Origin of the sequence: Modestobacter sp. L9-4 (genome assembly GCF_019112525.1) — a bacterium.
In the GTDB taxonomy this organism is placed as follows: domain Bacteria; phylum Actinomycetota; class Actinomycetes; order Mycobacteriales; family Geodermatophilaceae; genus Modestobacter.
In genome coordinates, this window is record NZ_CP077800.1 from 2,998,472 (window position 1) to 3,019,969 (window position 21,498).

At 74.8% G+C, this 21,498-nt stretch carries 18 protein-coding genes and 1 tRNA gene; 18 read left to right on the top strand and 1 reads right to left on the bottom strand.

Annotated elements, in window-relative coordinates:
* Window positions 1-87: 87 nt before the first annotated feature.
* On the bottom strand, window positions 88-1,179 hold the full coding sequence (gene corA, locus KUM42_RS14100; protein WP_237493160.1) for a magnesium/cobalt transporter CorA: 1,092 nt from the start codon (window positions 1,177-1,179) through the stop codon (window positions 88-90).
* A 158-nt stretch (window positions 1,180-1,337) separates the two neighbouring features.
* Between corA and KUM42_RS14105 the strand changes: the two genes are divergently transcribed.
* The 18 genes from KUM42_RS14105 to KUM42_RS14190 all read left to right on the top strand — a co-directional run bounded on the left by KUM42_RS14105 (window position 1,338) and on the right by KUM42_RS14190 (window position 21,437).
* Window positions 1,338-2,846 (top strand): amino acid permease, encoded by a 1,509-nt coding sequence (locus tag KUM42_RS14105; RefSeq protein WP_237493161.1) that lies wholly within the window; start codon window positions 1,338-1,340, stop codon window positions 2,844-2,846.
* A gap of 102 nt (window positions 2,847-2,948) precedes the next feature.
* Window positions 2,949-3,605, top strand: coding sequence for a hypothetical protein (locus KUM42_RS14110; RefSeq protein WP_237493162.1), 657 nt, complete (start codon window positions 2,949-2,951; stop codon window positions 3,603-3,605).
* A gap of 46 nt (window positions 3,606-3,651) precedes the next feature.
* Window positions 3,652-5,475 carry a methionine--tRNA ligase gene (gene metG, locus KUM42_RS14115; RefSeq protein ID WP_237493163.1) on the top strand — a complete coding sequence of 608 codons (1,824 nt, stop codon included), beginning with the start codon at window positions 3,652-3,654 and terminating at the stop codon, window positions 5,473-5,475.
* A 28-nt stretch (window positions 5,476-5,503) separates the two neighbouring features.
* Entirely contained in the window at window positions 5,504-6,370 is an 867-nt protein-coding gene (locus KUM42_RS14120; protein ID WP_237493164.1) for a TatD family hydrolase, read from the top strand.
* Between the two features lie 147 nt (window positions 6,371-6,517).
* Window positions 6,518-7,357 (top strand): hypothetical protein, encoded by an 840-nt coding sequence (locus tag KUM42_RS14125; RefSeq protein WP_237493165.1) that lies wholly within the window; start codon window positions 6,518-6,520, stop codon window positions 7,355-7,357.
* A gap of 356 nt (window positions 7,358-7,713) precedes the next feature.
* Window positions 7,714-8,829: a resuscitation-promoting factor gene (locus tag KUM42_RS14130; protein ID WP_237493166.1), complete on the top strand. Its 1,116-nt coding sequence runs from the start codon at window positions 7,714-7,716 to the stop codon at window positions 8,827-8,829.
* 115 nt (window positions 8,830-8,944) lie between these two features.
* Window positions 8,945-9,841, top strand: a complete 897-nt coding sequence (gene rsmA, locus KUM42_RS14135) for a 16S rRNA (adenine(1518)-N(6)/adenine(1519)-N(6))-dimethyltransferase RsmA (RefSeq protein WP_237493167.1) — start codon at window positions 8,945-8,947, stop codon at window positions 9,839-9,841.
* A gap of 4 nt (window positions 9,842-9,845) precedes the next feature.
* Window positions 9,846-10,802 carry a 4-(cytidine 5'-diphospho)-2-C-methyl-D-erythritol kinase gene (locus KUM42_RS14140; protein ID WP_237493168.1) on the top strand — a complete coding sequence of 319 codons (957 nt, stop codon included), beginning with the start codon at window positions 9,846-9,848 and terminating at the stop codon, window positions 10,800-10,802.
* Between the two features lie 112 nt (window positions 10,803-10,914).
* Window positions 10,915-10,990: transfer RNA gene (locus KUM42_RS14145), tRNA-Gln, on the top strand.
* A gap of 83 nt (window positions 10,991-11,073) precedes the next feature.
* On the top strand, window positions 11,074-12,600 hold the full coding sequence (gene glmU / locus KUM42_RS14150) for a bifunctional UDP-N-acetylglucosamine diphosphorylase/glucosamine-1-phosphate N-acetyltransferase GlmU (RefSeq protein WP_237493169.1): 1,527 nt from the start codon (window positions 11,074-11,076) through the stop codon (window positions 12,598-12,600).
* Window positions 12,597-13,577: a ribose-phosphate diphosphokinase gene (locus KUM42_RS14155; protein ID WP_237493170.1), complete on the top strand. Its 981-nt coding sequence runs from the start codon at window positions 12,597-12,599 to the stop codon at window positions 13,575-13,577. The genes glmU and KUM42_RS14155 overlap by 4 nt, the downstream gene beginning before the upstream one ends.
* A gap of 489 nt (window positions 13,578-14,066) precedes the next feature.
* Window positions 14,067-14,762 carry a 50S ribosomal protein L25/general stress protein Ctc gene (locus KUM42_RS14160; RefSeq protein ID WP_237493171.1) on the top strand — a complete coding sequence of 232 codons (696 nt, stop codon included), beginning with the start codon at window positions 14,067-14,069 and terminating at the stop codon, window positions 14,760-14,762.
* 8 nt (window positions 14,763-14,770) lie between these two features.
* A complete protein-coding gene (gene pth / locus KUM42_RS14165) occupies window positions 14,771-15,433 on the top strand; it encodes an aminoacyl-tRNA hydrolase (RefSeq protein WP_255557589.1) in 663 nt (220 codons plus the stop codon).
* Window positions 15,434-15,640: 207 nt separating this feature from the next.
* A complete protein-coding gene (locus tag KUM42_RS14170) occupies window positions 15,641-17,149 on the top strand; it encodes a sugar transferase (protein WP_237493172.1) in 1,509 nt (502 codons plus the stop codon).
* Window positions 17,150-17,465: 316 nt separating this feature from the next.
* A complete protein-coding gene (locus KUM42_RS14175) occupies window positions 17,466-18,767 on the top strand; it encodes a DUF1972 domain-containing protein (protein WP_237493173.1) in 1,302 nt (433 codons plus the stop codon).
* Window positions 18,764-19,540, top strand: a complete 777-nt coding sequence (locus KUM42_RS14180; protein ID WP_237493174.1) for a CDP-alcohol phosphatidyltransferase family protein — start codon at window positions 18,764-18,766, stop codon at window positions 19,538-19,540. The genes KUM42_RS14175 and KUM42_RS14180 overlap by 4 nt, the downstream gene beginning before the upstream one ends.
* Window positions 19,541-19,542: 2 nt before the next feature.
* Window positions 19,543-20,727, top strand: coding sequence for a glycosyltransferase family 4 protein (locus KUM42_RS14185; protein ID WP_237493175.1), 1,185 nt, complete (start codon window positions 19,543-19,545; stop codon window positions 20,725-20,727).
* Window positions 20,724-21,437, top strand: coding sequence for a hypothetical protein (locus tag KUM42_RS14190; protein ID WP_237493176.1), 714 nt, complete (start codon window positions 20,724-20,726; stop codon window positions 21,435-21,437). Before KUM42_RS14185 ends, KUM42_RS14190 begins: the two co-directional genes overlap by 4 nt.
* Window positions 21,438-21,498: the final 61 nt, after the last annotated feature.

Genomic DNA, 21,498 nt, shown 5'->3' on the forward strand with positions numbered 1-21,498 from the left:
GTCGTCCACAGCCCGCTGTTGTGCGCTCACGGCTGCCTCAGCTGCGGGGAGACAGCCGTGAGCGCACAACGGCGGCGGGCGCGGGAACTAGAGCCAGCCGTTGCGCTTGAAGCCGCGGTAGAGGAGCCAGCAGAGGGCGGCCATCAGGGCCAGGGCGAAGGGGTAGCCGAAGGTCCAGTGCAGCTCGGGCATCTTGTCGAAGTTCATCCCGTAGACGCCGGCCACCAGGGTCGGGGCGGCGATCAAGCCGGCGTAGGAGGAGATCCGGCGCATGTCGTCGTTCTGCGCCACCGAGATCCGGGCCAGTGCGGCCTGCAGGATGTTCGACAGCAGCTCGTCGAGGCCGCCCACTTGGTCGCGGACCCGGATCGCGTGGTCCTGGACGTCGCGGAAGTAGGACCGCATGGCGTCGGGCACCAGGTCGTTGGGCCGGTCGGCGAGGCTGGTCAGCGGCAGTTCCAGCGGCTGCACGGCCCGGCGCAGCTGCATCAGCTCGCGCTTGAGCTGGTAGATCCGCGGGGTGTCGTCGGTGCGGGACGGGCTGAACACCGAGGTCTCGAGCTCCTCGACGTCGTCCTCCACGGCCTCGGCCACCTCGACGAAGTGGTCGACCACCAGGTCGGTGACGGCGTAGAGCACCGACGAGGGCCCCAGCTGCAGCAGCTCGGTCTGCCCCTCGAGGTTCTGCCGCAGCTGGGCGAGGCCGCCGTGGTCGCCGTGCCGCACGGTGATCACGTAGTGGCTGCCCAGGAAGACCATCACCTCGCCGGTGTTCACCACCTCGCTGGTGGCGGTGAGGTCGTCGTGCTCCACGTACCGCGCGGTCTTGAGCACCATGAACAGGCTGTCGTCGTAGTTGTCCAGCTTCGGGCGCTGGTGAGCCTCGACGGCGTCCTCGACGGCCAGTGGGTGCAGGCCGTAGACGGTGGCGACCCCCTCGAGCTCGGCCTGGGTCGGCTCGTACAGACCCAGCCAGACGAAGCCGCCCTTGTCGACCGCCGCGCGCAGCGCCTCGTCGTAGGCCACCGGGGCCTGGCGCTGCCCGTCGACGTAGACCGCGCAGTCGATGACGAAGTCGCTGCCCTCCCGTTGGGTGGCCGGCAGGCTCGGCGCCCCCACCGGGCGGGGGCGGCGGTGCATCTGGGGGAGTCGTGAGCGGGTGCTGTCCGTGCTGGTCACGGGCACCTCCTGGTCTGGTCGTGCGCGAGGTCGGCGACCCTGCTGATCGGTGCCGAGCGTAGGTCTGCGGGATGTGCGCCGACGTGGGACGCTCCTGCGCACAGTTGATCACCAGCGGGACGGTGGACGGCGCGCCGCCCGCCCGAGAGGGGGGTTCCGTGGCCGCCAACAAGGCCCGGGTCAAGAGCGTCGAGGAGTCGATCCGCGACACCGAGGAACCCGACCACCAGCTGAAGAAGAACCTCTCCGCCCTGGACCTCACCGTCTTCGGCGTCGGCGTGATCATCGGCACCGGCATCTTCGTGCTGACCGGTGAGGCCGCGAAGACCACCGCCGGCCCCGCGGTCGCGATCTCGTTCGTGATCGCCGGGCTCGTCTGCGCGCTGGCAGCGCTCTGCTACGCCGAGCTGGCCTCGACCGTGCCGGTCGCCGGGTCGGCCTACACGTTCTCCTACGCCACGATGGGCGAGGCGGTCGCCTGGATCATCGGCTGGGACCTCACGCTGGAGCTGGCGCTGGGCGCCGCCACGGTCTCGGTCGGCTGGTCGGGCTACCTCAACCAGCTGCTCGGCGACCTCGGAATCCCGCTGTCGACCTCCATCGCGGGGGAGGACGCCACGGTCAACATCCCGGCCATGCTGATCGCGCTGCTGATGACCGGCGTGCTGGTGCTGGGCATCAAGCTCTCGTCCCGCGTCACCTCGATCATCGTCGGCATCAAGCTGGTCGTCGTCGCGCTGGTCATCGTGGTCGGCGTCTTCAACCTGACGAAGAGCAACTACTCGCCGTTCATCCCGCCGGCCGAGTCCGGGGAGTCCGAGGGCGGGCTGGCCGCGCCGCTTATCCAGGTCATCGCCGGCTTCACGCCAAGCACCTTCGGGGTCGGCGGCATCATCGCCGCGGCCGCACTGGTCTTCTTCGCCTTCATCGGCTTCGACATCGTGGCCACCGCCGCCGAGGAGACGAAGAACCCGCAGCGCGACCTGCCCCGCGGGATCTTCGGGTCGCTGGCGATCTGCACCCTGCTCTACGTCGCAGTGTCGCTGGTCGTGGTGGGCATGCAGAAGTACTCCGAGCTTTCGGTGACCGCCCCGCTCGCCGATGCGTTCCGGTCCGTGGGGCTGTCCTTCGTGTCCAGCCTCATCTCGGTCGGCGCACTGGCCGGGCTCACCAGCGTGGTCATGATCCTGATGCTCGGCCAGAGCCGGGTGCTGTTCGCGATGAGCCGGGACCACCTGCTGCCCCCGGCGATGGCGAAGGTGCACCCGAAGTACGGGACGCCGTACCGGATCACCATCGGCACAGGCATCGTGGTCGCGCTGCTCGCCGGCTTCTTCCCGATCAGCGAGCTCGCCGAGCTGGTGAACATCGGCACGCTGTTCGCCTTCGTGCTCGTGTCGATCGGCGTCGTCGTCCTGCGGCGGACCCGGCCGGAGCTGGACCGGCCGTTCCGCGTGCCGCTGGTGCCGGTGCTGCCCATCGTGTCGGCGCTGGCCAGCCTCTGGCTGATGCTCAACCTCCCGGCCGAGAGCTGGATCCGCTTCGTCGGGTGGATGGTCCTCGGCGTCGTCGTCTACCTCGCCTACGGCCGCCGGCACTCGCGCTTCTCCGCGATCGGTGCCGCCGAGCGGAAGGCGGCCGGCCAGCAGGCCGGCGGGGAGCGCTGATCCCTCACCCCTGCGGGTGAGGTGCCCGGCCGGGCACCTGCTGCCCGGCCCCGCGCGGGACGACCTGACCGGTGACACCCCTCACCGGTCAGGAGCAGTCCCGTGCCCAGCGCCGTCCTCGACGCCCCCCGCCTCCCGGCGGCGCCGGCCCACCGGCCCACCCGACCCCAGCGCGTCCCGCTGCCGGTCGCCGCGGCCGGCGTCCTGTCGGTGGTGGAGTCCCTCGGCCTGCTCGCCTTCGGCCTGACCGGCCTGGGTAGCCTCTTCGCCGGCGGCGCCCGCCTGTCCGGTCCGGCCATGGCCGGCACGCTGCTGGTGCTCGCCGGCTGGGTGGTGCTGTCCGCCGGTGCCGGGGCCGTCCTCGTCGACGGGGCCGGACGGCGGCTGCTCGTCTGCGTCGCGGTCGCCGAGATCGGCGCCTTCCTCGCGCTCGCCGTCTTCGGCCTGCTCGGCCCGGACGGCGTCCGGCTCGTCGCGGTCACCGCCGACGTCGGCCTGCCGGTGCCCGCCCTGGCGCTGCTGGCGCTCGCCGTCCCGACGGGCAAGCTGCTGCTGGCCGGGGCTCCCTCGGCGCAGGCCTGGGTCGCCGCGGGTGGGCGGCCCCGGGCGGCCCGGCGCGCCCCGGCCGCTCCGCAGCACCGCGGGCTGCAGGTCGCGACCCTGGCGTGCATCGGCCTGGCGCTGGCCGGGGTCGCCGTGCTGGGCGCCCCCGCGGACGGTCCGGCACCGACCACGGCCGCGGTCACCGGCTCCCGCTGAGCCCGCCCCCGGGAAGCGGGTGGACAGGCCTCACTACCCTCGTGCCGTGACAGATCGGCACATCCTCACCGCCGTCGCGTGGCCCTACGCCAACGGCCCGCGGCACATCGGACACGTCTCCGGCTTCGGCGTCCCCTCCGACGTCTTCAGCCGGTTCCACCGGATGAGCGGCGACAAGGTGCTGATGGTCAGCGGCACCGACGAGCACGGGACGCCGATCACGGTCGCCGCCGACGCCGAGGGGATCACCCCGCGGCAGATCGCCGACCGCAACAACCGCATCATCGTCGACGACCTGGCCAGCCTCGGGCTGAGCTACGACCTCTTCACCCGGACGACGACGGTCAACCACCGCAGCGTCAGCCAGGAGATCTTCCTGGGGCTGCTGAAGAACGGCTACGTCTTCCCGAAGACGACGCTGGGCGCGATCAGCCCCTCGACCGGCCGCACCCTGCCCGACCGCTACATCGAGGGCACCTGCCCGATCTGCGGCTACGACGGCGCCCGCGGCGACCAGTGCGACAACTGCGGCAACCAGCTGGACCCCACCGACCTGATCAACCCGGTCAGCCGGATCAACGGCGAGACGCCGAAGTTCGTCGAGAGCGAGCACTACTTCCTCGACCTGCCCGCGTTCGCCAAGGCGCTGGGCGACTGGCTGGCCACCCGCACCAACTGGCGCTCCAACGTCCTGAACTTCAGCGTGAACCTGCTGGAGGACCTCAAGCCGCGCAGCTACACCCGAGACATCGACTGGGGCGTGCCCGTCCCGCTCGACGGCTGGCGCGACCGCAACGACAAGCGCATCTACGTCTGGTTCGACGCGGTCGTGGGCTACCTGTCGGCCTCGATCGAGTGGGCCCGCCGCTCCGGTGACCCGGAGGCATGGCGGCAGTGGTGGCAGACGCCGGACGCGGCTGCCTACTACTTCATGGGCAAGGACAACATCGTCTTCCACGCCGAGATCTGGCCGGCGCAGCTGCTGGGCTACAACGGCGGGGGTGACAAGGGCGGGGCGCCGGGCTCCTACGGGGCGCTCAACCTGCCCACCGAGGTCGTGTCGAGCGAGTTCCTGACCATGGAGGGGCGCAAGTTCTCCTCCTCGCGCAACGTCGTCATCTACGTGCGCGACTTCCTGGCCCGCTACGACGCCGACGCGCTGCGCTACTTCATCGCCGTGGCCGGCCCGGAGACCCAGGACACCGACTTCACCTGGGCGGAGTTCCTGCGCCGCAACAACGACGAGCTCGTGGCCGGCTGGGGCAACCTGGTCAACCGCTCGGTGTCGATGGCCGCCAAGAACGTCGGTGCCGTGCCCACGCCCGGCGAGCTCACCGACGCCGACCGTGCGCTGCTGGCCACCACCTCCGGCGCCTTCCCGGTGATCGGCGAGCTGCTGGGGCGCAACCGGCAGAAGGCCGCGGCCACCGAGGCGATGCGGGTGGTCGGCGAGGCCAACAAGTACCTGTCCGACCAGGCCCCGTGGAAGCTCAAGGAGGACCCGGCCCGCCGGGACACCGTGCTGCACACCGCGCTGCAGGCGATCAAGGACTGCAACACGCTGCTGACGCCGTTCCTCCCGCACTCCTCGCAGAAGGTGCACGAGCTGCTGGGCGGTACGGGCGTCTGGTCGGTGGCGCCGCAGGTCGTGGAGACCGAGGACCTCGACGACGGCTCGCCGTACCCGATCATCACCGGGCCCTACGACCAGGGGCAGGCCGTCTGGGCCTCCACCCCGCTGCCGCCGGCCGGGACGCCGCTGGCCGCGCCGACGCCGGTGTTCACCAAGCTCGACCCCTCGATCGTCGACGAGGAGCTGGCCCGGCTGGCCGAGACGGGGCAGGGCACCCGCACGGACGGCGAGGCGTGACCCGCACGACTGCCGGCACGGCCGCGCGGTGAGCCGGTCGTCGTCCGCGCGGGCGAACAAGCGCGGTGAGCCGGTCCCCTCACCGGAGCCGCTGCCGGGCCCGGCGGTGGACAGCCACACCCACTTCGACTTCGCCGTCGGCGGTGAGGACCGCCGTCCCGAGGACGCCGACGTCGACGCGGCCATCGACGCGGCGGTCGCGGTCGGCGTCCCGCGGCTGGTGCAGACCGGGGTGGACGTCGCCAGCTCGCAGTGGTCGGCCGCGCTGGCGCACCGCCGTCCCGAGGTGCTGGCCGCCGTCGCGCTGCACCCCAACGACGCGGGGGCGGGCTCGGCCAGCGAGGCCGCACTGGCCGAGATCGACCGGCTCGCGGCGTTGCCGCGGGTGCGGGCGGTGGGGGAGACCGGCCTGGACCGGTACCGCACCGGCGAGGACGGCTGGGCCGCCCAGGAGGAGTCGTTCCGGGCGCACATCGACATCGCCAAGCGGCACGGCATCGCGCTGCAGATCCACGACCGGGACGCGCACGCGGAGATCCTCCGGGTGCTCGAGGAGGAGGGGGCGCCGGAGCACACGGTCTTCCACTGCTTCTCCGGCGACGCCGCCTTCGCCCGGCAGTGCATCGAGCGGGGGTACGTGCTGAGCTTCGCCGGCACCCTGACCTTCGGCAACGCCGGCTACCTGCGGGAGGCCGCGGCCATGACCCCGCTGGACCAGCTGCTCACCGAGACCGACGCGCCGTTCCTGACCCCGATGCCGCACCGGGGCCGGCCCAACGCCGCCCGGCTGGTGCCGCTGACCGTGCGCGCGCTGGCCGAGGTCACCGGGACCGACCTCGAGCAGCTGTGCGCCCAGCTCACCGTCAACGCCGAGCGGGTCTTCGGCCCCTGGTAGGAGGACCCCGTCCTGCTCGCCCGGGGCGGGCCCCGGGACGGAGCCCTCACCCCGCACCCCGCAGGCCGGGCCACGGTGGAGCGGTCGGCCGCAGGACGACGCGCCCGGGGACGGTCACGACCGCGCCGGGAGGGGGACACTGAGGACGTGGGCCGCCTGATCGCGTTCGTCCTCTTCGTCGCCCTCCTGGTCCCGGCCGCCGCACTGGCCCGGGCCTGGTCGCTGGCTGCCGGCCGCCGCGCGGTCGCCAGCGCCGCGGTCGGGTTCGTCGCGCTCACCCCGGCGGGGTCGGCCGAGCTGTCCCGCCAGGCCGCGCACGGCCGCCGGGTGCGTCAGCTGGGCTGGCTGTTCGGTGCGGCCGGCATCGTCGCCAGCGTCGTGCTGTTCGCCGAGGCGTCGGTCTTCCTCTGGCTGCCCGCGCTGGCGGTGGGCCTGCTGGCGGGCGTGCTGCTGGCCGAGGTGACCCGGCCGCGGCCGCGCTGGACCACCTCCCGGCCCGCCCGCCGCCCCAGCCGGGGTGAGCAGGTCTCGCTCGTGCTGCTGTGGAGCATGCGCGCGGTGGTGGTGGGGGAGCTGGTGACCGCCGTCCTGCTCGGGTCGGCCGGGCACCTGTCCGACGCCGCGACCACCGCCCTCGTGGTCACCGGTGTCGTCGGGTGGGCGCTGGCGGAGGTGGCGCTGGCCCGGGTGCTGTTCCGCCCGCTGCCGGCCGAGGGCGCCGACCTGCCGGTCGACGAGGCGCAGCGCACCTGGACCGCGCACCTCGTGGTGGCCGCCGCCAGCGTGCTGGCGCTGGTGCCGCTGGGCGTCCTGCTGCTGATCGCCGGCGTCGACACCGGTGACGAGGTGACCCGGAGCGGCACGGCGCTGCTGCCCGTGGCGCTGGTCGCCGGTGGGTTCGGGGCGCTGGCGGCCGGGCTGGCCGTGGCCTCCTTCCTGCTCACCTGGCTGCGTCCGCTGCGCCAGGCGGCCGCCGCACTGGCCTGAGCGGCCGCACGGGCGGGGTGAGGCTGTGGCCTTGCCCACCGTGGCCCTGGCTGGACGACGCGCCAACACGCCGTCCAGTGTCACGTTCGGTGTCGGCGTGCCTGCGGAACGACTTGTCGACCTGCTGATCTGCTGACTCGGCACGGTTGTGTCAGCGAGGCCGTTCGTTATCGTGTCGTGACCGACAGCCGGGGTGGGGAACACCCAGGTGGTCGTGCACGGCCGGGGTGACCCCCCGGACCGCGACGACGACGGGTTCGCCAGCTCCCGGGAGCCGCCTCACGGCGGCGCCCACCGCCTGCGGCCCGGTTCCCCTGCCCGGGTCCTGCTGACCTGGATGTGTTGTGCGCCGATCGTTGAAGTCCTGTCTCTTCGTCCTGGTCCTGCTGGGGCTCGTGGGCGGTGTCGCCGCCTACTTCGCGGCGGAGAAGTCGTTGACGCTCACCGTCGACGGCCAGTCGCGCCAGGTGAGCACCTACGCCGGCACGGCCGCTGAGGTGCTCGCCGACGAGGGGCTGACCCCCGCCGCCCACGACGTCGTGCTGCCCTCGCTGGGCGCCGACGTCAACGACGGGGACACGATCGTCGTCAACCGCGCCCGCCCGCTGACGCTCACCGTCGACGGCGTCCGCAGCGAGGTCTACACGACCGCGCTGTCGGTGGACGGCGCGCTGGACGAGCTGGGCTACCGCGCCGACCAGCTGCAGCTGTCGGCCGACCGCAGCGAGCGCGTGCCGCTGGACGGCATGGACCTCGCCATCACCACCAGCAAGGACGTCCGGCTGATCGCCGACGGCCAGCAACGCGTCGTCACCACCACCGCCGCCACGGCCGGGGAACTGCTCGCCGAGCAGGGCATCGCGCTGTCGGCGACCGATCGCACCTCGCTGTACCCGGCGCAGCCGTTGCTGACCGGCATGGTCCTGCAGGTCACCCGGGTGTCGGTCGACGAGGTCAGCGACGTGCAGCCGCTGGACTTCGAGACCGTCGAGACCCCGGACCCCGCGGTGCTGGTGGGCGACCGCACGGTCACCCAGGAGGGCGTCCCGGGTGCCCGCACGACCACCTGGCGCGTCACCGTGACCGACGGCGTCGAGACCGCCCGCGAGCAGGTCTCCACCCAGGTGACCAAGAAGCCGGTCCCCGAGCAGGTCTCCGTGGGCACGATGCCCAAGCCGAAGCCCGAGCCGAAGCCCGAGGCCGCGACCGTCGAGGCCGCCGCACCGTCCGGCGGCGACGGGCTGAACTGGGCCGCGCTGGCCCGCTGCGAGTCCGGTGGCCGCCCCGACGCGGTCAGCGCCAGCGGCACCTACCGCGGCCTCTACCAGTTCTCCCGCCAGACCTGGGCGGGCGTGGGCGGCAGCGGTGACCCCGCCGCCGCCTCGGTCGAGGAGCAGACGATGCGGGCGCAGATGCTGTACGCCCGCAGTGGGGCCGGCCAGTGGGGCTGCGGCAGCCACCTGAGCGACTGATGGACGGCCTCGCTGCCCTCCGCCACGGCACGGAGGACCACGTCCTCCTCGTCCCTCGCCGGCTCGGCCGAGCCCCGGGACGCGACCTGGGCGGGCCCCGGCAGCGAGGCCGCTCGTGACGACGCCCCCGGAGTCGGACGGGCTGCTGGGCCCGGCTGCGATCCGTGAGCTGGCCCAGCAGCTCGACCTGCGCCCCACGAAGCAGCTCGGGCAGAACTTCCTGCACGACGCCAACACCATCCGGCGGATCGTGCGCACCGCCGACCTCTCCCCGGACGACGTCGTCCTGGAGGTCGGCCCCGGCCTGGGGTCGCTGACCCTGGGCCTGCTCGGGGCGTGCGCGCACGTCACCGCCGTCGAGATCGACCCCCGGCTGGCCGAGCAGCTCCCGCGCACCGTCGCCGAACGGGCGCCGCAGTGGACCGACCGGCTGACCGTGGTCACCGCCGACGCCCTGCGGGTCACCGAGCTGCCCGGCCCGCCGCCGACCGCGCTCGTGGCCAACCTGCCCTACAACATCGCGGTGCCGGTGCTGCTGCAGCTGCTGGAGCTGCTGCCCTCGCTGCGCAGCGCCCTGGTGCTGGTCCAGGCCGAGGTCGCCGACCGGCTGGCCGCGGGCCCCGGGACGGAGTCCTACGGGGTGCCCAGCGTCAAGGCCGCCTGGTACGCCGACGTGCGCCGCGCGGGCAACGTCCCGCGGCCGGTGTTCTGGCCGGTGCCCAACGTCGACTCCGGCCTGGTCGCGCTCACCCGGCGGCCCGCGCCGCCCGGCGACCGGGCCGCCACCTTCGCCGCCGTCGACGCCGCCTTCGCCACCCGACGCAAGGGCCTGCGCGCGGCCCTGGCGCGCTGGGCCGGCAGCCCGGCCGCGGCCGAGGTGCGGCTGCGGGCCGCCGGCATCGACCCCACCACCCGGGGCGAGCAGCTGTCGGTCACCGACTTCGCCCGGCTCGCCGCCACCCCGCCGGTGGACGGCGACCCGCCGACCACGGCCGGCGCGGTGGCAGGCTGAGCCGATGAGCAACGCGACGGCCGGCGGTCCCGGGCGGATCGCCGGCAACGGCGCGGTGGTCGCGCGGGCGCCGGCCAAGATCAACGTCCACCTCGGCGTCGGCCCGCTGCGACCCGACGGGTTCCACGAGCTGCAGACGGTCTTCCTGGCCGTCTCGCTGTTCGACACGGTCACCGTGCGCCGCGCCGACGGCCTGTCGCTGGAGAGCCACGGTGAGGGCGCGGCCGACGGCGCCGTCCCGCAGGACTCCCGCAACCTGGTCTGGCAGGCCGCCGAGCTGCTGGCCCTGCACGCCGGCGTGCGCGCCGACGCGCACCTGGTCGTCGACAAGTCGATCCCGGCCGCCGCCGGGCTGGCCGGGGGCAGCGCCGACGCCGCCGCCACCCTGGTCGCCCTCGACGCGCTGTGGGGCACCCACGCCACCCGCGGCGACCTCGCGGCACTGGCCGCACAGCTCGGCAGCGACGTCCCGTTCAGCCTGCTCGGCGGGGTCGCGCTGGGCACCGGCCGCGGCGAGCAGCTGTCGCCGGTGCTGGCCCGGCGGCGCTGGGACTGGGTGCTCGGCATCGCGGGGGAGGGGCTGTCCACCCCCACCGTCTACGGCGAGCTCGACGCACTGCGCGCCGCCGGTGAGCTGCCCGAGCCCGGCGCGCCCGCCTCGACCGAGCCGGTGCTCGCCGCGCTGCGCAGCGGCCCGGTCGGCGCGCTCGCCGCCGCCCTGAGCAACGACCTGCAGGCGCCCGCGGTGCGGTTGCGCCCGGACCTGCGCCGGGCGCTGCGGGCGGCCACCGAGGCCGGCGCCGACGCGGCGCTGGTCAGCGGCTCCGGGCCGACCGTCGCCGCGCTGGCCACCGACGAGGACGGCGCCGAGCGGCTGGCCGCCGAGCTCGCCGGCACCGGGGTGTTCCGCAGCGTGCAGGCGGTGCACGGGCCGGTGCCCGGCGCCCGGCTGGTGGGCTGACCCACCCGCCCGGACCCGCACCGGGGACCCGGCCCTGGCCTGCGAGGGTCGGGGGAGGAGCGGGTCCGTCCACTACTCTCGACGCTGCGCCGCCGGTCCACGCCGGCGGTGGTGGGGGATGGGGTAATCGGCAGCCCGCCGGCCTTTGGAGCCGTGCAGTCTCGGTTCGAGTCCGAGTCCCCCAGCCAGTCCACGGACGCGCGTGGACGGCGCCGGGTGCAGCTCCGCCCGGCACCGCCGAGCGCCGTCCTCCGCCGTCCCGAGGAGCCAGGTGACCGAGCAGCAGCCGACCACGACGACAGGGCAGGTGGGCGCGCTCGTCGTGCTCGCCGCCGGCCAGGGCACCCGGATGCGCTCGCGCACCCCCAAGGTGCTGCACCGGCTGGGTGGCCGCTCCATGCTCGGGCACGTGCTGGCCGCCGCCGCACCGCTCGGGGCGGGCACCACCGTCGTGGTCGTGGGCTCCGGCCGCGAGGCGGTCGAGGCGCACCTGGCCGAGATCGCCCCCGCCGCCGTCCCCGCGCTGCAGGAGCAGCAGCTGGGCTCCGGGCACGCCGCCGCGGTCGCCCTCGACGCGCTGCCGGAGCTGTCGGGCACCGTGCTGCTCGTCAACGGCGACGCGCCCCTGCTGCGCGCCACCACGCTGGCCGAGCTCGTGCAGGCCCACACGGACGCCGGCAACCTGCTCACCGTGCTCACCGCCCGGGTCGCCGACCCCACCGGCCTGGGCCGGATCGTGCGGGACGACGCCGGTGCCGTCACCGCCATCGTCGAGGAGCGGGACGCCGACGCCGCCCAGCGCGCGATCACCGAGGTGAACGCCGGTGTCTACGTCGGCGACGCCCGCGCCGTCCGGGAGGCGCTGCGCCGGGTCGGGGCGGCCAACGACCAGGGCGAGCAGTACCTCACCGACGTCCTCGGGCTGCTCGTCGCCGACGGCGCGCGCGTGGGCGGTCACACCGCCGCCGACGCCGACGACACCCTCGGCTGCAACGACCAGCGCGAGCTCGCCGCCCGCCGCCGCACCCTCAACGACCGGGTGCTCGACGACCTCATGCGCGCCGGCGTGGTCGTCGTCGACCCGCAGACCACCTGGGTCGACGTCACCGCCCAGGTCGCCGCCGAGGCCGTGCTGCACCCCGGCACGCAGCTGCTCGGCACCACCACCGTCGCCGGCGGCGCCGAGGTCGGCCCGGACACGACGCTCGTCGACACCCAGGTGGGCGAGGGCGCCACGGTGCTGCGCTCGCAGTGCCAGCAGGCCGTCGTCGGACCCGCGGCCACCGTCGGCCCGTTCAGCTTCCTGCGCGCCGGCACCCGGCTGGCCCGGGGCGCCAAGGTGGGCGCCTTCGTCGAGACCAAGAACGTCACCGTCGGCGAGGGGTCGAAGGTCCCGCACCTGTCCTACGTCGGCGACGCGACCATCGGGGCGGGCAGCAACATCGGCGCCGCCACCGTCTTCGTCAACTACGACGGCGTGGCCAAGCACGCCACCACCGTCGGCGACCACGTCCGGATCGGCTCGGACACCATGCTCGTGGCGCCGGTCACCATCGGCGACGGCGCCTACACCGCCGCCGGGTCCGTGATCACCGACGACGTCCCGCCCGGGGCCATGGGCGTCGCCCGGGGGCGGCAGCGCAATGTGGCAGGCTGGGTGCGACGACGGCGTCCGGGGAGCCCGTCCGCGCAGGCGGCGGAAGCCGCTGCGGCGGCCCCCGCGAGCGGCACACCAGCAGAGTCCACCGGCCCGCTCGCGGCCCGGAACCCGGACGACGACCAGCAGGGGAAGTCATGAGCGTCATCCGTCAGACGACCAACAAGAGCCTGATGCTCTTCTCCGGGCGGGCGTACCCCGAGCTCACCACGGAGATCGCCGGCCACCTGGGGGTCACTCCCACCCCGACCGCGTCCTACGAGTTCGCCAACGGCGAGCTGTTCGTGCGGTTCGAGGAGTCGGTGCGCGGCTGCGACGCCTTCGTCGTGCAGAGCCACACCGCGCCGATCAACACCTGGCTCATGGAGCAGCTGATCATGGTCGACGCGCTCAAGCGCGCCTCGGCCAAGCGCATCACCGTCGTCGCGCCGTTCTTCCCCTACGCCCGGCAGGACAAGAAGCACCGCGGCCGCGAGCCCATCTCCGCCCGCCTGGTCGCCGACATGTTCAAGACCGCGGGTGCCGACCGGCTCATGGCCGTCGACCTGCACACCGCCCAGATCCAGGGCTTCTTCGACGGCCCGGTCGACCACCTCTTCGCCATGGACCTGCTCGTCGACGAGGTCAAGCGCAACTGGGGCGACCGCGACCTCACCGTCGTCTCGCCCGACTCCGGCCGGGTGCGCGTCTCCGAGCGGTGGAGCGACAAGCTCGGCGGCACCCCGCTGGCCTTCATCCACAAGACCCGCGACATGACCCGGCCCAACGAGGTCGTCGCCAACCGCGTCGTCGGTGAGGTCGAGGGCCGGGTCTGCATCCTGGTCGACGACATGATCGACACCGGCGGCACCATCTCCAAGGCCGCCGAGACCCTCTTCGCCGCGGGCGCCGCCGACGTCATCATCGCCGCCACCCACGGCGTCCTCTCCGGACCCGCCGTCGAGCGGCTGGAGAAGAGCGGCGTCAGCGCCGTCATCGTCACCAACACGCTGCCCATCGAGCCCGAGCGCCGGTTCGACAAGCTCACGGTGCTGTCCATCGCGCCCCTGCTGGCCAGCGCCATCACGCAGGTCTTCGAGGACGGTTCGGTCACGAGTCTGTTCGACGGGGCTTCGTAGGACGGCGATCCTCCGGATCGCACCGCGGCCACGAGCCGTGCCCGAGCTGCGCTGAGCCGTTGGCCGCTGCGGCGTCAGGAGCCCTCCGGGCCCCGTGACGCCGCAGCGCGGACCGGCTGCGGTCCCGGTCGGGAGCCTGCGGCCCCGCGACCGGTCCCGCAGGCGTCCCTTCGGGACGGCGGTCCGCGGTCCTCGGCTGGTGGCGTCGGTCCTGGTCGCCTCGGGACGGCGGTCCTCGTCCCGCGTCCCTCGGCTGGTGGCGTCGGTCATGGTCGCCTCGGACGGCGGTCCGGTCCTCCCGCCTCGGCGCCGCGTCCTCGGCCGCTGGGTCCGTCACCGCCCTGGCGTCGTCCGTGTAGCCTCGCTCCTGTTGCCCGGCGAGGGAGTGGCTCCGGCCTGCTCCGTGATCGACGTGCGTGTGGCCTCCAGGGGTCGTCGCGGTCGTGCGCTGGGTGCGCAGACCCGATCCACTGTTGAGGAGCACATCCCGTGGCTGACTTCCGCCTCGCCGCACTGTCCCGTTCCGAGTTCGGCAAGGGCAGCGCCCGCCGTGACCGCCGCAACGGCCGCGTGCCCGCCGTCCTGTACGGCCACGGCCAGGAGGTCGTGCACCTGACCCTGCCGGCCCGCGAGTTCGCCGCGGCGCTGCGCAACGGTGGCACCAACGTGCTGCTGACCGTCACCCTCGACGGCACCGAGCACCTGGCGCTGACCAAGGCCATCCAGCGCGACCCGATCAGCCGCGAGCACAAGCACGTCGACCTGCTGCTGGTCCGCCGCGGCGAGAAGACGATCGTCGACGTCCCGGTCGTCATCGTCGGCGAGGCCGCCCCGGACACGATCAGCAACCACCAGCTGAACACCGTCTCCCTCGAGGCCGACGCGACCCAGCTGCCCGGCCCGATCGAGGTCGACATCACCGGCCGCACCGCCGGCAACGGCATCACGGCCGGCGACCTGGTGCTGCCCGCCGGCGTCACCCTGGTCACCGACCCCGAGGCCCTGGTCATCGGGTTCCTCGGTGCGCCCACCGCCGCGCAGCTGGAGGCGGAGCTGGAGGAGGCCGAGGCCGAGGCCGGCATCGAGCGCGACGAGTCCGACGCCGACGGCGACGTCGTCCCGGAGCCGTCCGACTCCGGCAGCGGCGAGTCGATGGACGCCGCCTCGAACTCCAGCGACAGCTGAGTCCTGCACTGAGCGAGAGCACGACCCGCGGGGGCGCCGGCACTGCCGGCGCCCCCGCGGCGTCACCCGCCCCGGCCCCCGCACCCTCCGAGGGCCCCTTCCTCGTCGTCGGGCTCGGCAACCCCGGGCCCGAGTACGCCGGCAACCGGCACAACATCGGCGCCATGGTGGTCACCGAGCTCGCCCGGCGGGCCGGCGTGAAGCTGTCCGCCGGCAAGGGCCCCCGCTCGCGGGCGCTCAACGGCGAGGGCCGGCTGGCCGGCCGCCGCGTCGTGCTGGCCGTGCCGCTGACGTACATGAACGAGTCCGGCGGGCCCGTGCGCGGGCTGCTGGACTGGTCCCACCTGCCCGCCACCGACCTCGTCGTCGTGCACGACGAGCTCGACATCCCCTTCGAGGCCGTGCGGCTCAAGCGCGGCGGGGGAGAGGGGGGCCACAACGGCCTGCGGTCGATCTCCCGCTCGACCGGCACCAAGGACTACCTGCGCGTCCGCGTCGGGATCGGCCGCCCTCCCGGGCGGCAGGACCCCGCCGACTTCGTGCTGCGCGACTTCTCCGCGACCGAGCGCAAGACCCTCGACCTGTTGATCGGCGAGGCGGCCGACGCGACGGAACTGCTGCTCGAGCAGGGCCTCGAAGCGGCCCAGAACAGCGTCCACCCCCGTAGCTGATCGACCGCGGTCGCGGCGGTGCACGGACGGGTGGACACCCCGCTCCTGCGGGTGAACCACCCCCGCCGTGATTGCCCCGGTTCGTCACCACCTGTGATCGTCACTGTGCGTCGCCGGAGGACCCGGCGGATGGCCCCACCGGCCACCCGTCCGGTGGTCCCGGGTGACGACGACGAACTGTGACGACTGGACTCCCCGGGGGGAACCGTGCTGCTGGAACACGCTGAGCCGACGAGTGCGCTCGCCGGTCCGGTCGCCGGACTGCCGGGAACCACCGTCCCCGCGCCCGGCACGGCCCTGGCCGGGGACCGCGCCGACAGCGCCCGCCGCTGGGTCGGCCGGCACCGCCGCCGGCTGGTCGCCATCGAGGTCGGGCTGGCCGCCGCGGTCGCCGCGGTGGTGCTGACCACCCGGGCCGAGGACGTCCAGCTGGCCGGCGGGCTGCTCTGGGCCAGCCTCTCGCTCGTGGTCGCCTGGCCGGCCCTCCTCGGCGTCACCGGCGCCTACGAGGGACGGGCGTTCGGCATCGGCACCGACGAGTTCCGCCGCGTCTCCCGCGCCGGGCTGCTGCTCCTCGCCGGCCTCGGCTTCATCAGCTACGCGGCCGAGCTCGACCTGAGTCGGGCCCTGGTCGTCGCGGCCGTCCCGGCGCTGGCCCTGCTGACCCTCGTCGAGCGGTACGCCGCCCGCCGGGTGCTGCACCAGCAGCGGGTCCAGGGCCGCGGCGTCAAGCGCGTCGTCGTCGTCGGTCGCGGTGGGGCCGTGCTGGAGCTGGTCGACCGGCTGCAGCGCACCCAGCACGCCGGCCTGCAGGTGGTCGCCGCGTGCGTCACCCCCGACGACCGTGCCCGCGTCGCCCGGGCGGCCGACCTGCCCGTCGCCGGCCTGGACGACGTCCTGGAGGTCGCCCAGCGGATGCAGGCCGACACCATCGCGGTCACCTCGGCCAGCGAGACCGCCGCCCAGTACCTGCGCACCCTGTCCTGGCAGCTGGAGGGCACCGGCCTCGAGCTGCTCGTCGCCCCCGGTCTGGTCGAGGTCGCCGGCCCCCGGCTGCACATCCGGCCCTTCGACGGCCTGCCCCTGCTGTCGGTCGAGCAGCCCCGCTTCACCGGCTGGCGCCGGGTGGTCAAGGGCGCGCTGGACCGGTCGGTCGCCCTGGCCGCGCTGCTTGTGCTCAGCCCCGTCTTCGCCGCGCTCGCGCTGGCCGTGCGGCTCACCAGCCCCGGTCCGGTGCTCTACCGCCAGCAGCGGGTCGGCCTGGGCGGCCGGCACTTCACGATGCTGAAGTTCCGCAGCATGGTCGACGGCGCCCACACCCAGGTCGCCGGTCTGTCCGACGGCAACGACGCCGACGGCCTGCTGTTCAAGATCAAGCACGACCCGCGGGTCACGCCGCTCGGCCGGCACATGCGCCGCTTCTCCCTCGACGAGCTGCCCCAGCTGATCAACGTCCTGCGCGGCACGATGTCGCTGGTCGGCCCGCGGCCGCCGCTGCCGGCCGAGGTCGCCCGCTACGACAGCCAGGTCAGCCGCCGGCTGCTGGTCACCCCAGGGCTCACCGGGCTGTGGCAGATCTCCGGCCGCAGCGACCTGCCGTGGGAGGAGGCCGTCCGGCTCGACCTGCGCTACGTGGAGAACTGGTCGCTCGCCCTGGACCTGCAGATCCTCTGGAAGACCGCCCGCGCGGTGGTCCGCGCCTCCGGCGCCTACTGAGCACCCCGGCTGCGCACACTCCTGCTGAGCACCTGACGCCACCGGCGCCGGGTGCTCAGCTGCGTCTGCCGAGCACCGCACCACCCGCGCCTGTCGAGCGCGGCAGGTCCCGCCCGAGGAGCCACCTGGTCCACGACCGGGTGGCTTCCTCCCTCCGGGTGACGGAGTGACTGCGAACAGCGACGTCCTCGTCCGCGCGGGGCAAGGTCATCCCCGGGCCGGCCAGCACGGCAGGGCCCATCACCGTGCCGATGGCCGGTGACCGGGCGCCCGCACCGCGGGGGCCGGCGGAACGCGCAGAACGGAGCCAGGGGCCATGCCACGCAGGAGGTCGGGAGCGCTTCGCATCGCCCTGGTCGGGACGCGCGGCGTCCCGGCCCGGTACGGCGGCTTCGAGACCGCGGTCGAGGAGGTCGGCCGCCGGCTGGCCGACGCCGGCCACGACGTCGTCGTCTACTGCCGCACGACCGCCGACGGCCCGCGGCCGGCCGAGCACCTGGGCATGCGCCTGGTGCACCTGCCCGCCCTGCGCCGCCGGTCGCTGGAGACGCTCAGCCACACCGGGCTGTCGGTCCTGCACCTGCTCACCCACCGGGTCGACGCCGCGATCGTCTTCAACGCCGCCAACGCCCCGTGGCTGCCGCTGGTGCGCGCCGCCCGCATCCCCGTCGCCACGCACGTCGACGGCCTGGAGTGGAAGCGCGCCAAGTGGGGCGGGATCGGCAAGCGCTACTACCGCGTCGTCGAGGCGCTGTCGGTCCGCTGGTCCGACGCGCTCATCGCCGACGCCCGCGGCATCGCCGACTACTACCGCGACGAGTTCGCCGCGCCCACCGAGCTCATCGCCTACGGCGCCCCCAAGATCGACGGCGCGGCCAGCGACAAGCTCGCCGACGTCGACCTGACGCCGGGTGGCTTCCACCTCGTCGTGGCCCGGTTCGAGCCGGAGAACCACGTCGACGTCATCGTCGACGGCTACCGCCGCAGCGACGCCCGCCTGCCGCTGGTCGTGGTGGGCTCGGCGCCCTACGCCGACGACTACACCCGCCGGGTGCACTCGCTGGCCGACGACCGCGTGCGCTTCCTCGGCGGCGTCTGGGACCAGGAGCTGCTCGACCAGCTCTACGCCCACTGCGCCACCTACCTGCACGGCCACTCCGTGGGCGGCACCAACCCCTCGCTGCTGCGCGCCATCGGCGCGGGTGCGGCCACCATCGCCTACGACGTCTCCTTCAACCGCGAGGTGCTGGAGACCAGCGGCCGGTACTTCAGCACCCCCGACGACGTGGCCACCGCCGTCTCCGACGCCGAGCGCGACCCCGCGCGGGTCCGGCGCGACGGCAAGCGGGCCCGCCTGCTCGCGGCCCGCTACGACTGGGACCACGTGGCCGAGGGCTACCAGACCCTCTGCCGGCGGCTGTCCGCCCGCGACTTCCCGCGGTCGCGGCCCAGCGGCCGGCGGCTGCGGCTGGGCCCGGCGGCGACCACCGTGCCGGTGAGCGTCCCCGAGTCCCTCACCGCCGTGCCGACCGCCCGGCGTCCGCTGGAGGACACCGGCCGGGCCGCGGCCGTCCCGGTCGCCGTCGACGCCCCGGTCGCCCGGGTGGCCGAGGCGTGACCGCCACCCTGGACGCCGCACCGTCCCCGACCGGGGACGGCGCCGAGTCGCTGCGGGAGACCGTGCGCCGGCTGGGCGCCGCGCAGAAGGGCGCCAAGGGCGCGCCGGCCTACTCCCGCTTCGTCAACCGCCGGCTGGGCCGGCTGCTGGCCGCCCTCGCCTTCCGCGGGGGCCTGACCCCCGACGCGGTGACCGGCATCAGCGCCGCCCTGACCGGCAGCGGCATCGTGCTGCTGGCCCTGGCCCCGCTCACCTGGCTCACCGGGGTCGGCGTGGCCGTGCTCCTGGTGGCCGGGTACGCCTTCGACGCCGCCGACGGGCAGCTCGCCCGCCTGCGCGGTGGCGGCTCGCCGGCGGGGGAGTGGCTGGACCACGTCGTCGACGCGGCCAAGATCTCCACGCTGCACCTTGCGGTCGCCGTCGCGCTGTTCCGCGACGACCGGCTCGCCACCGGCTGGGTGCTGGTGCCGCTGGGCTTCTCCGCGGTCGCCTCGGTGCACTTCTTCGCCACGCTGCTCAACGACCAGCTCCGCCGCCAGCACGGCTCCCGTGCCGACGGGACGCCGGGGGAGCGGGCGCCGGTGTGGCGGTCGCTGCTCGTCGTGCCCACCGACTACGGCCTGCTCTGCGTCGTCTTCGTGCTGCTCGGCGCGCCGGCGGTCTTCCTCACCGCCTACGGCCTGCTGTTCGCGGCCACCGCCGGGTACCTCGCGCTGGCCCTGCGCACCTGGCGCCGCCAGATGCTGGCCCTCGGCGCACCCGGGCGGAGCTGACCGTGCCGCAGCAGCGGGTCCTGGTCGCCCACCCCGGCGCCGAGCTCTACGGCTCCGACCGCATGGTCGCCGAGTCCGTGGCCGGGCTGGTCGAGGCCGGCTGCCAGGTCGTCGTGGCCCTGCCGGCCACCGGCCCGCTGGTGGCCCGGCTCGAGCAGCTGGGCGCCTCGGTGGTGCAGGTGCGCATGCCGGTCCTGCGCAAGAGCGCCCTGTCCCCGCGGGGGCTGGCCGCCCTGGTCGCCGACGCCGTGACCGGCCTGCCCACCGCGTTCCGGCTGGCCCGGCGTGCGGGGCGCGACGGTGTCTACGTCAGCACCCTCACCCTGCCGCTGTGGCCGGTCGTCGCGCGGCTGGCCGGCCGGCGGGTGACCGTGCACGTGCACGAGGCGGAGGGCAGCCAGCCCGCCCTGCTGCGCGCCGTCCTCGCCGCGCCGACGCTGGTGGCCCACCGGGTCCTGGTCAACAGCCGCTATGCCCAGGACGTGCTGGCCCGCACCTCGGCCCGGGTGGCCCACCGCGCCACCGTCGTCCACAACGGCGTCGCCGGCCCGCCGGCCGTCCACCCGCCGCGGCCCGTGCTCGACGACCCGCTCCGCCTGGTCTTCGTCGGCCGCCTGTCGCACCGCAAGGGCCCGCAGGTCGCGGTCGCGCTGCTGGCCGAGCTCGCCCGACGTGGCGTCACGGCCCGGCTGCAGCTGGCCGGCGCGGTCTTCGAGGGCAACGAGGCCTTCGCCGAGGACCTCCGCGCGCAGGTGGCCGGGCTCGGCCTCACCGGGCAGGTGGACCTGCTCGGGTTCACCGACGACGTCTGGTCGGTCCTGGCCGCCAACGACGTCGTCCTGGTGCCCTCGCTGCTGGACGAGCCCTTCGGCAACACCGCCGTCGAGGCGGTGCTCGCCGCACGGCCGGTCGTGGTCAGCGCCACGAGCGGGCTGCGCGAGGCGGCGGCCGGGTACCCGACGGCGGTCGTCGTGCCGCCGGGCGACGTGGCCGCGTGGGCGGACGCCGTCCAGGGCCTCACCGCGGACTGGCCGGCCGTCGTGTCGGCCGTGCAGGACAGCCTGCGGACCGCCGTCGAACGGCATGCTCCGGCCACCTACCGGACGCGGCTGGCAGCACTCACCCTCACCGGCGCAGCCGGCGGACGACGGGACGGCGAAGGCCGTCCAGGCAGGAGACGGGCATGAGCCGGACACCGGCATGGCTGGCGGACCGCCGCGGCCGCGTGGCGGCGGCGACGGGCGCCGGCGTGGTCGCCGTGCTCGCCGCCGCGGTCGTGGTCACCACCACCGGTGGCGGCACGGACGACGGCGCCGCCGCCGCGAGGCCGGCGGTGACCAGCGCGGCACCGACGTCGGCGGCGCCGGCGACCGGTGACCCGACGGCCGCGGCCACCCCGGCGGCCACCACCGCGGCGGCCGCCGCCACCAGCGCCGTCGAGGCGGCACCGGCGACGGATGCGGAGGGGGTCGACGCGGCCACCGGTCGACCGCCCGAGCTCCCGGCCGTCGCGCTGGACGCCCCGGCCGACACGAACGGCATCACGGCCCGGCTGACCGCCGTGGAGGCGGTCCAGGGCAACGCGGGGGCCGGGGCGGGCGTGGGCGAGGTCGACGGACCCGCGCTGGCGGTCTCCGTGGAGCTCCGCAACGACACCGGCGCGGACCTGTCGCTGGCCGGCGTGGCCGTCGAGCTGTCCTACGGCGCCGACCTGGTGCCCGCCCCGCCGCTGGACGACGTCACCGCCGCACCGCTGCAGGGGACGCTGGCCGACGGCGACACCGCCGTGGGCCGGTACGTGTTCCGCGTGCCGGCCGGTGCCCGGGACGACGTGACGGTGCTCGTCGAGCACGAGGCCGGAGCGCCCTTCCTGACCTTCCGGGGCCCGGCCGCCTGACCGGGTGACAGAGCCCCCAGGGGGGCGCAGGACGCAGCAGGGCGGGACCGATCCGGTCCCG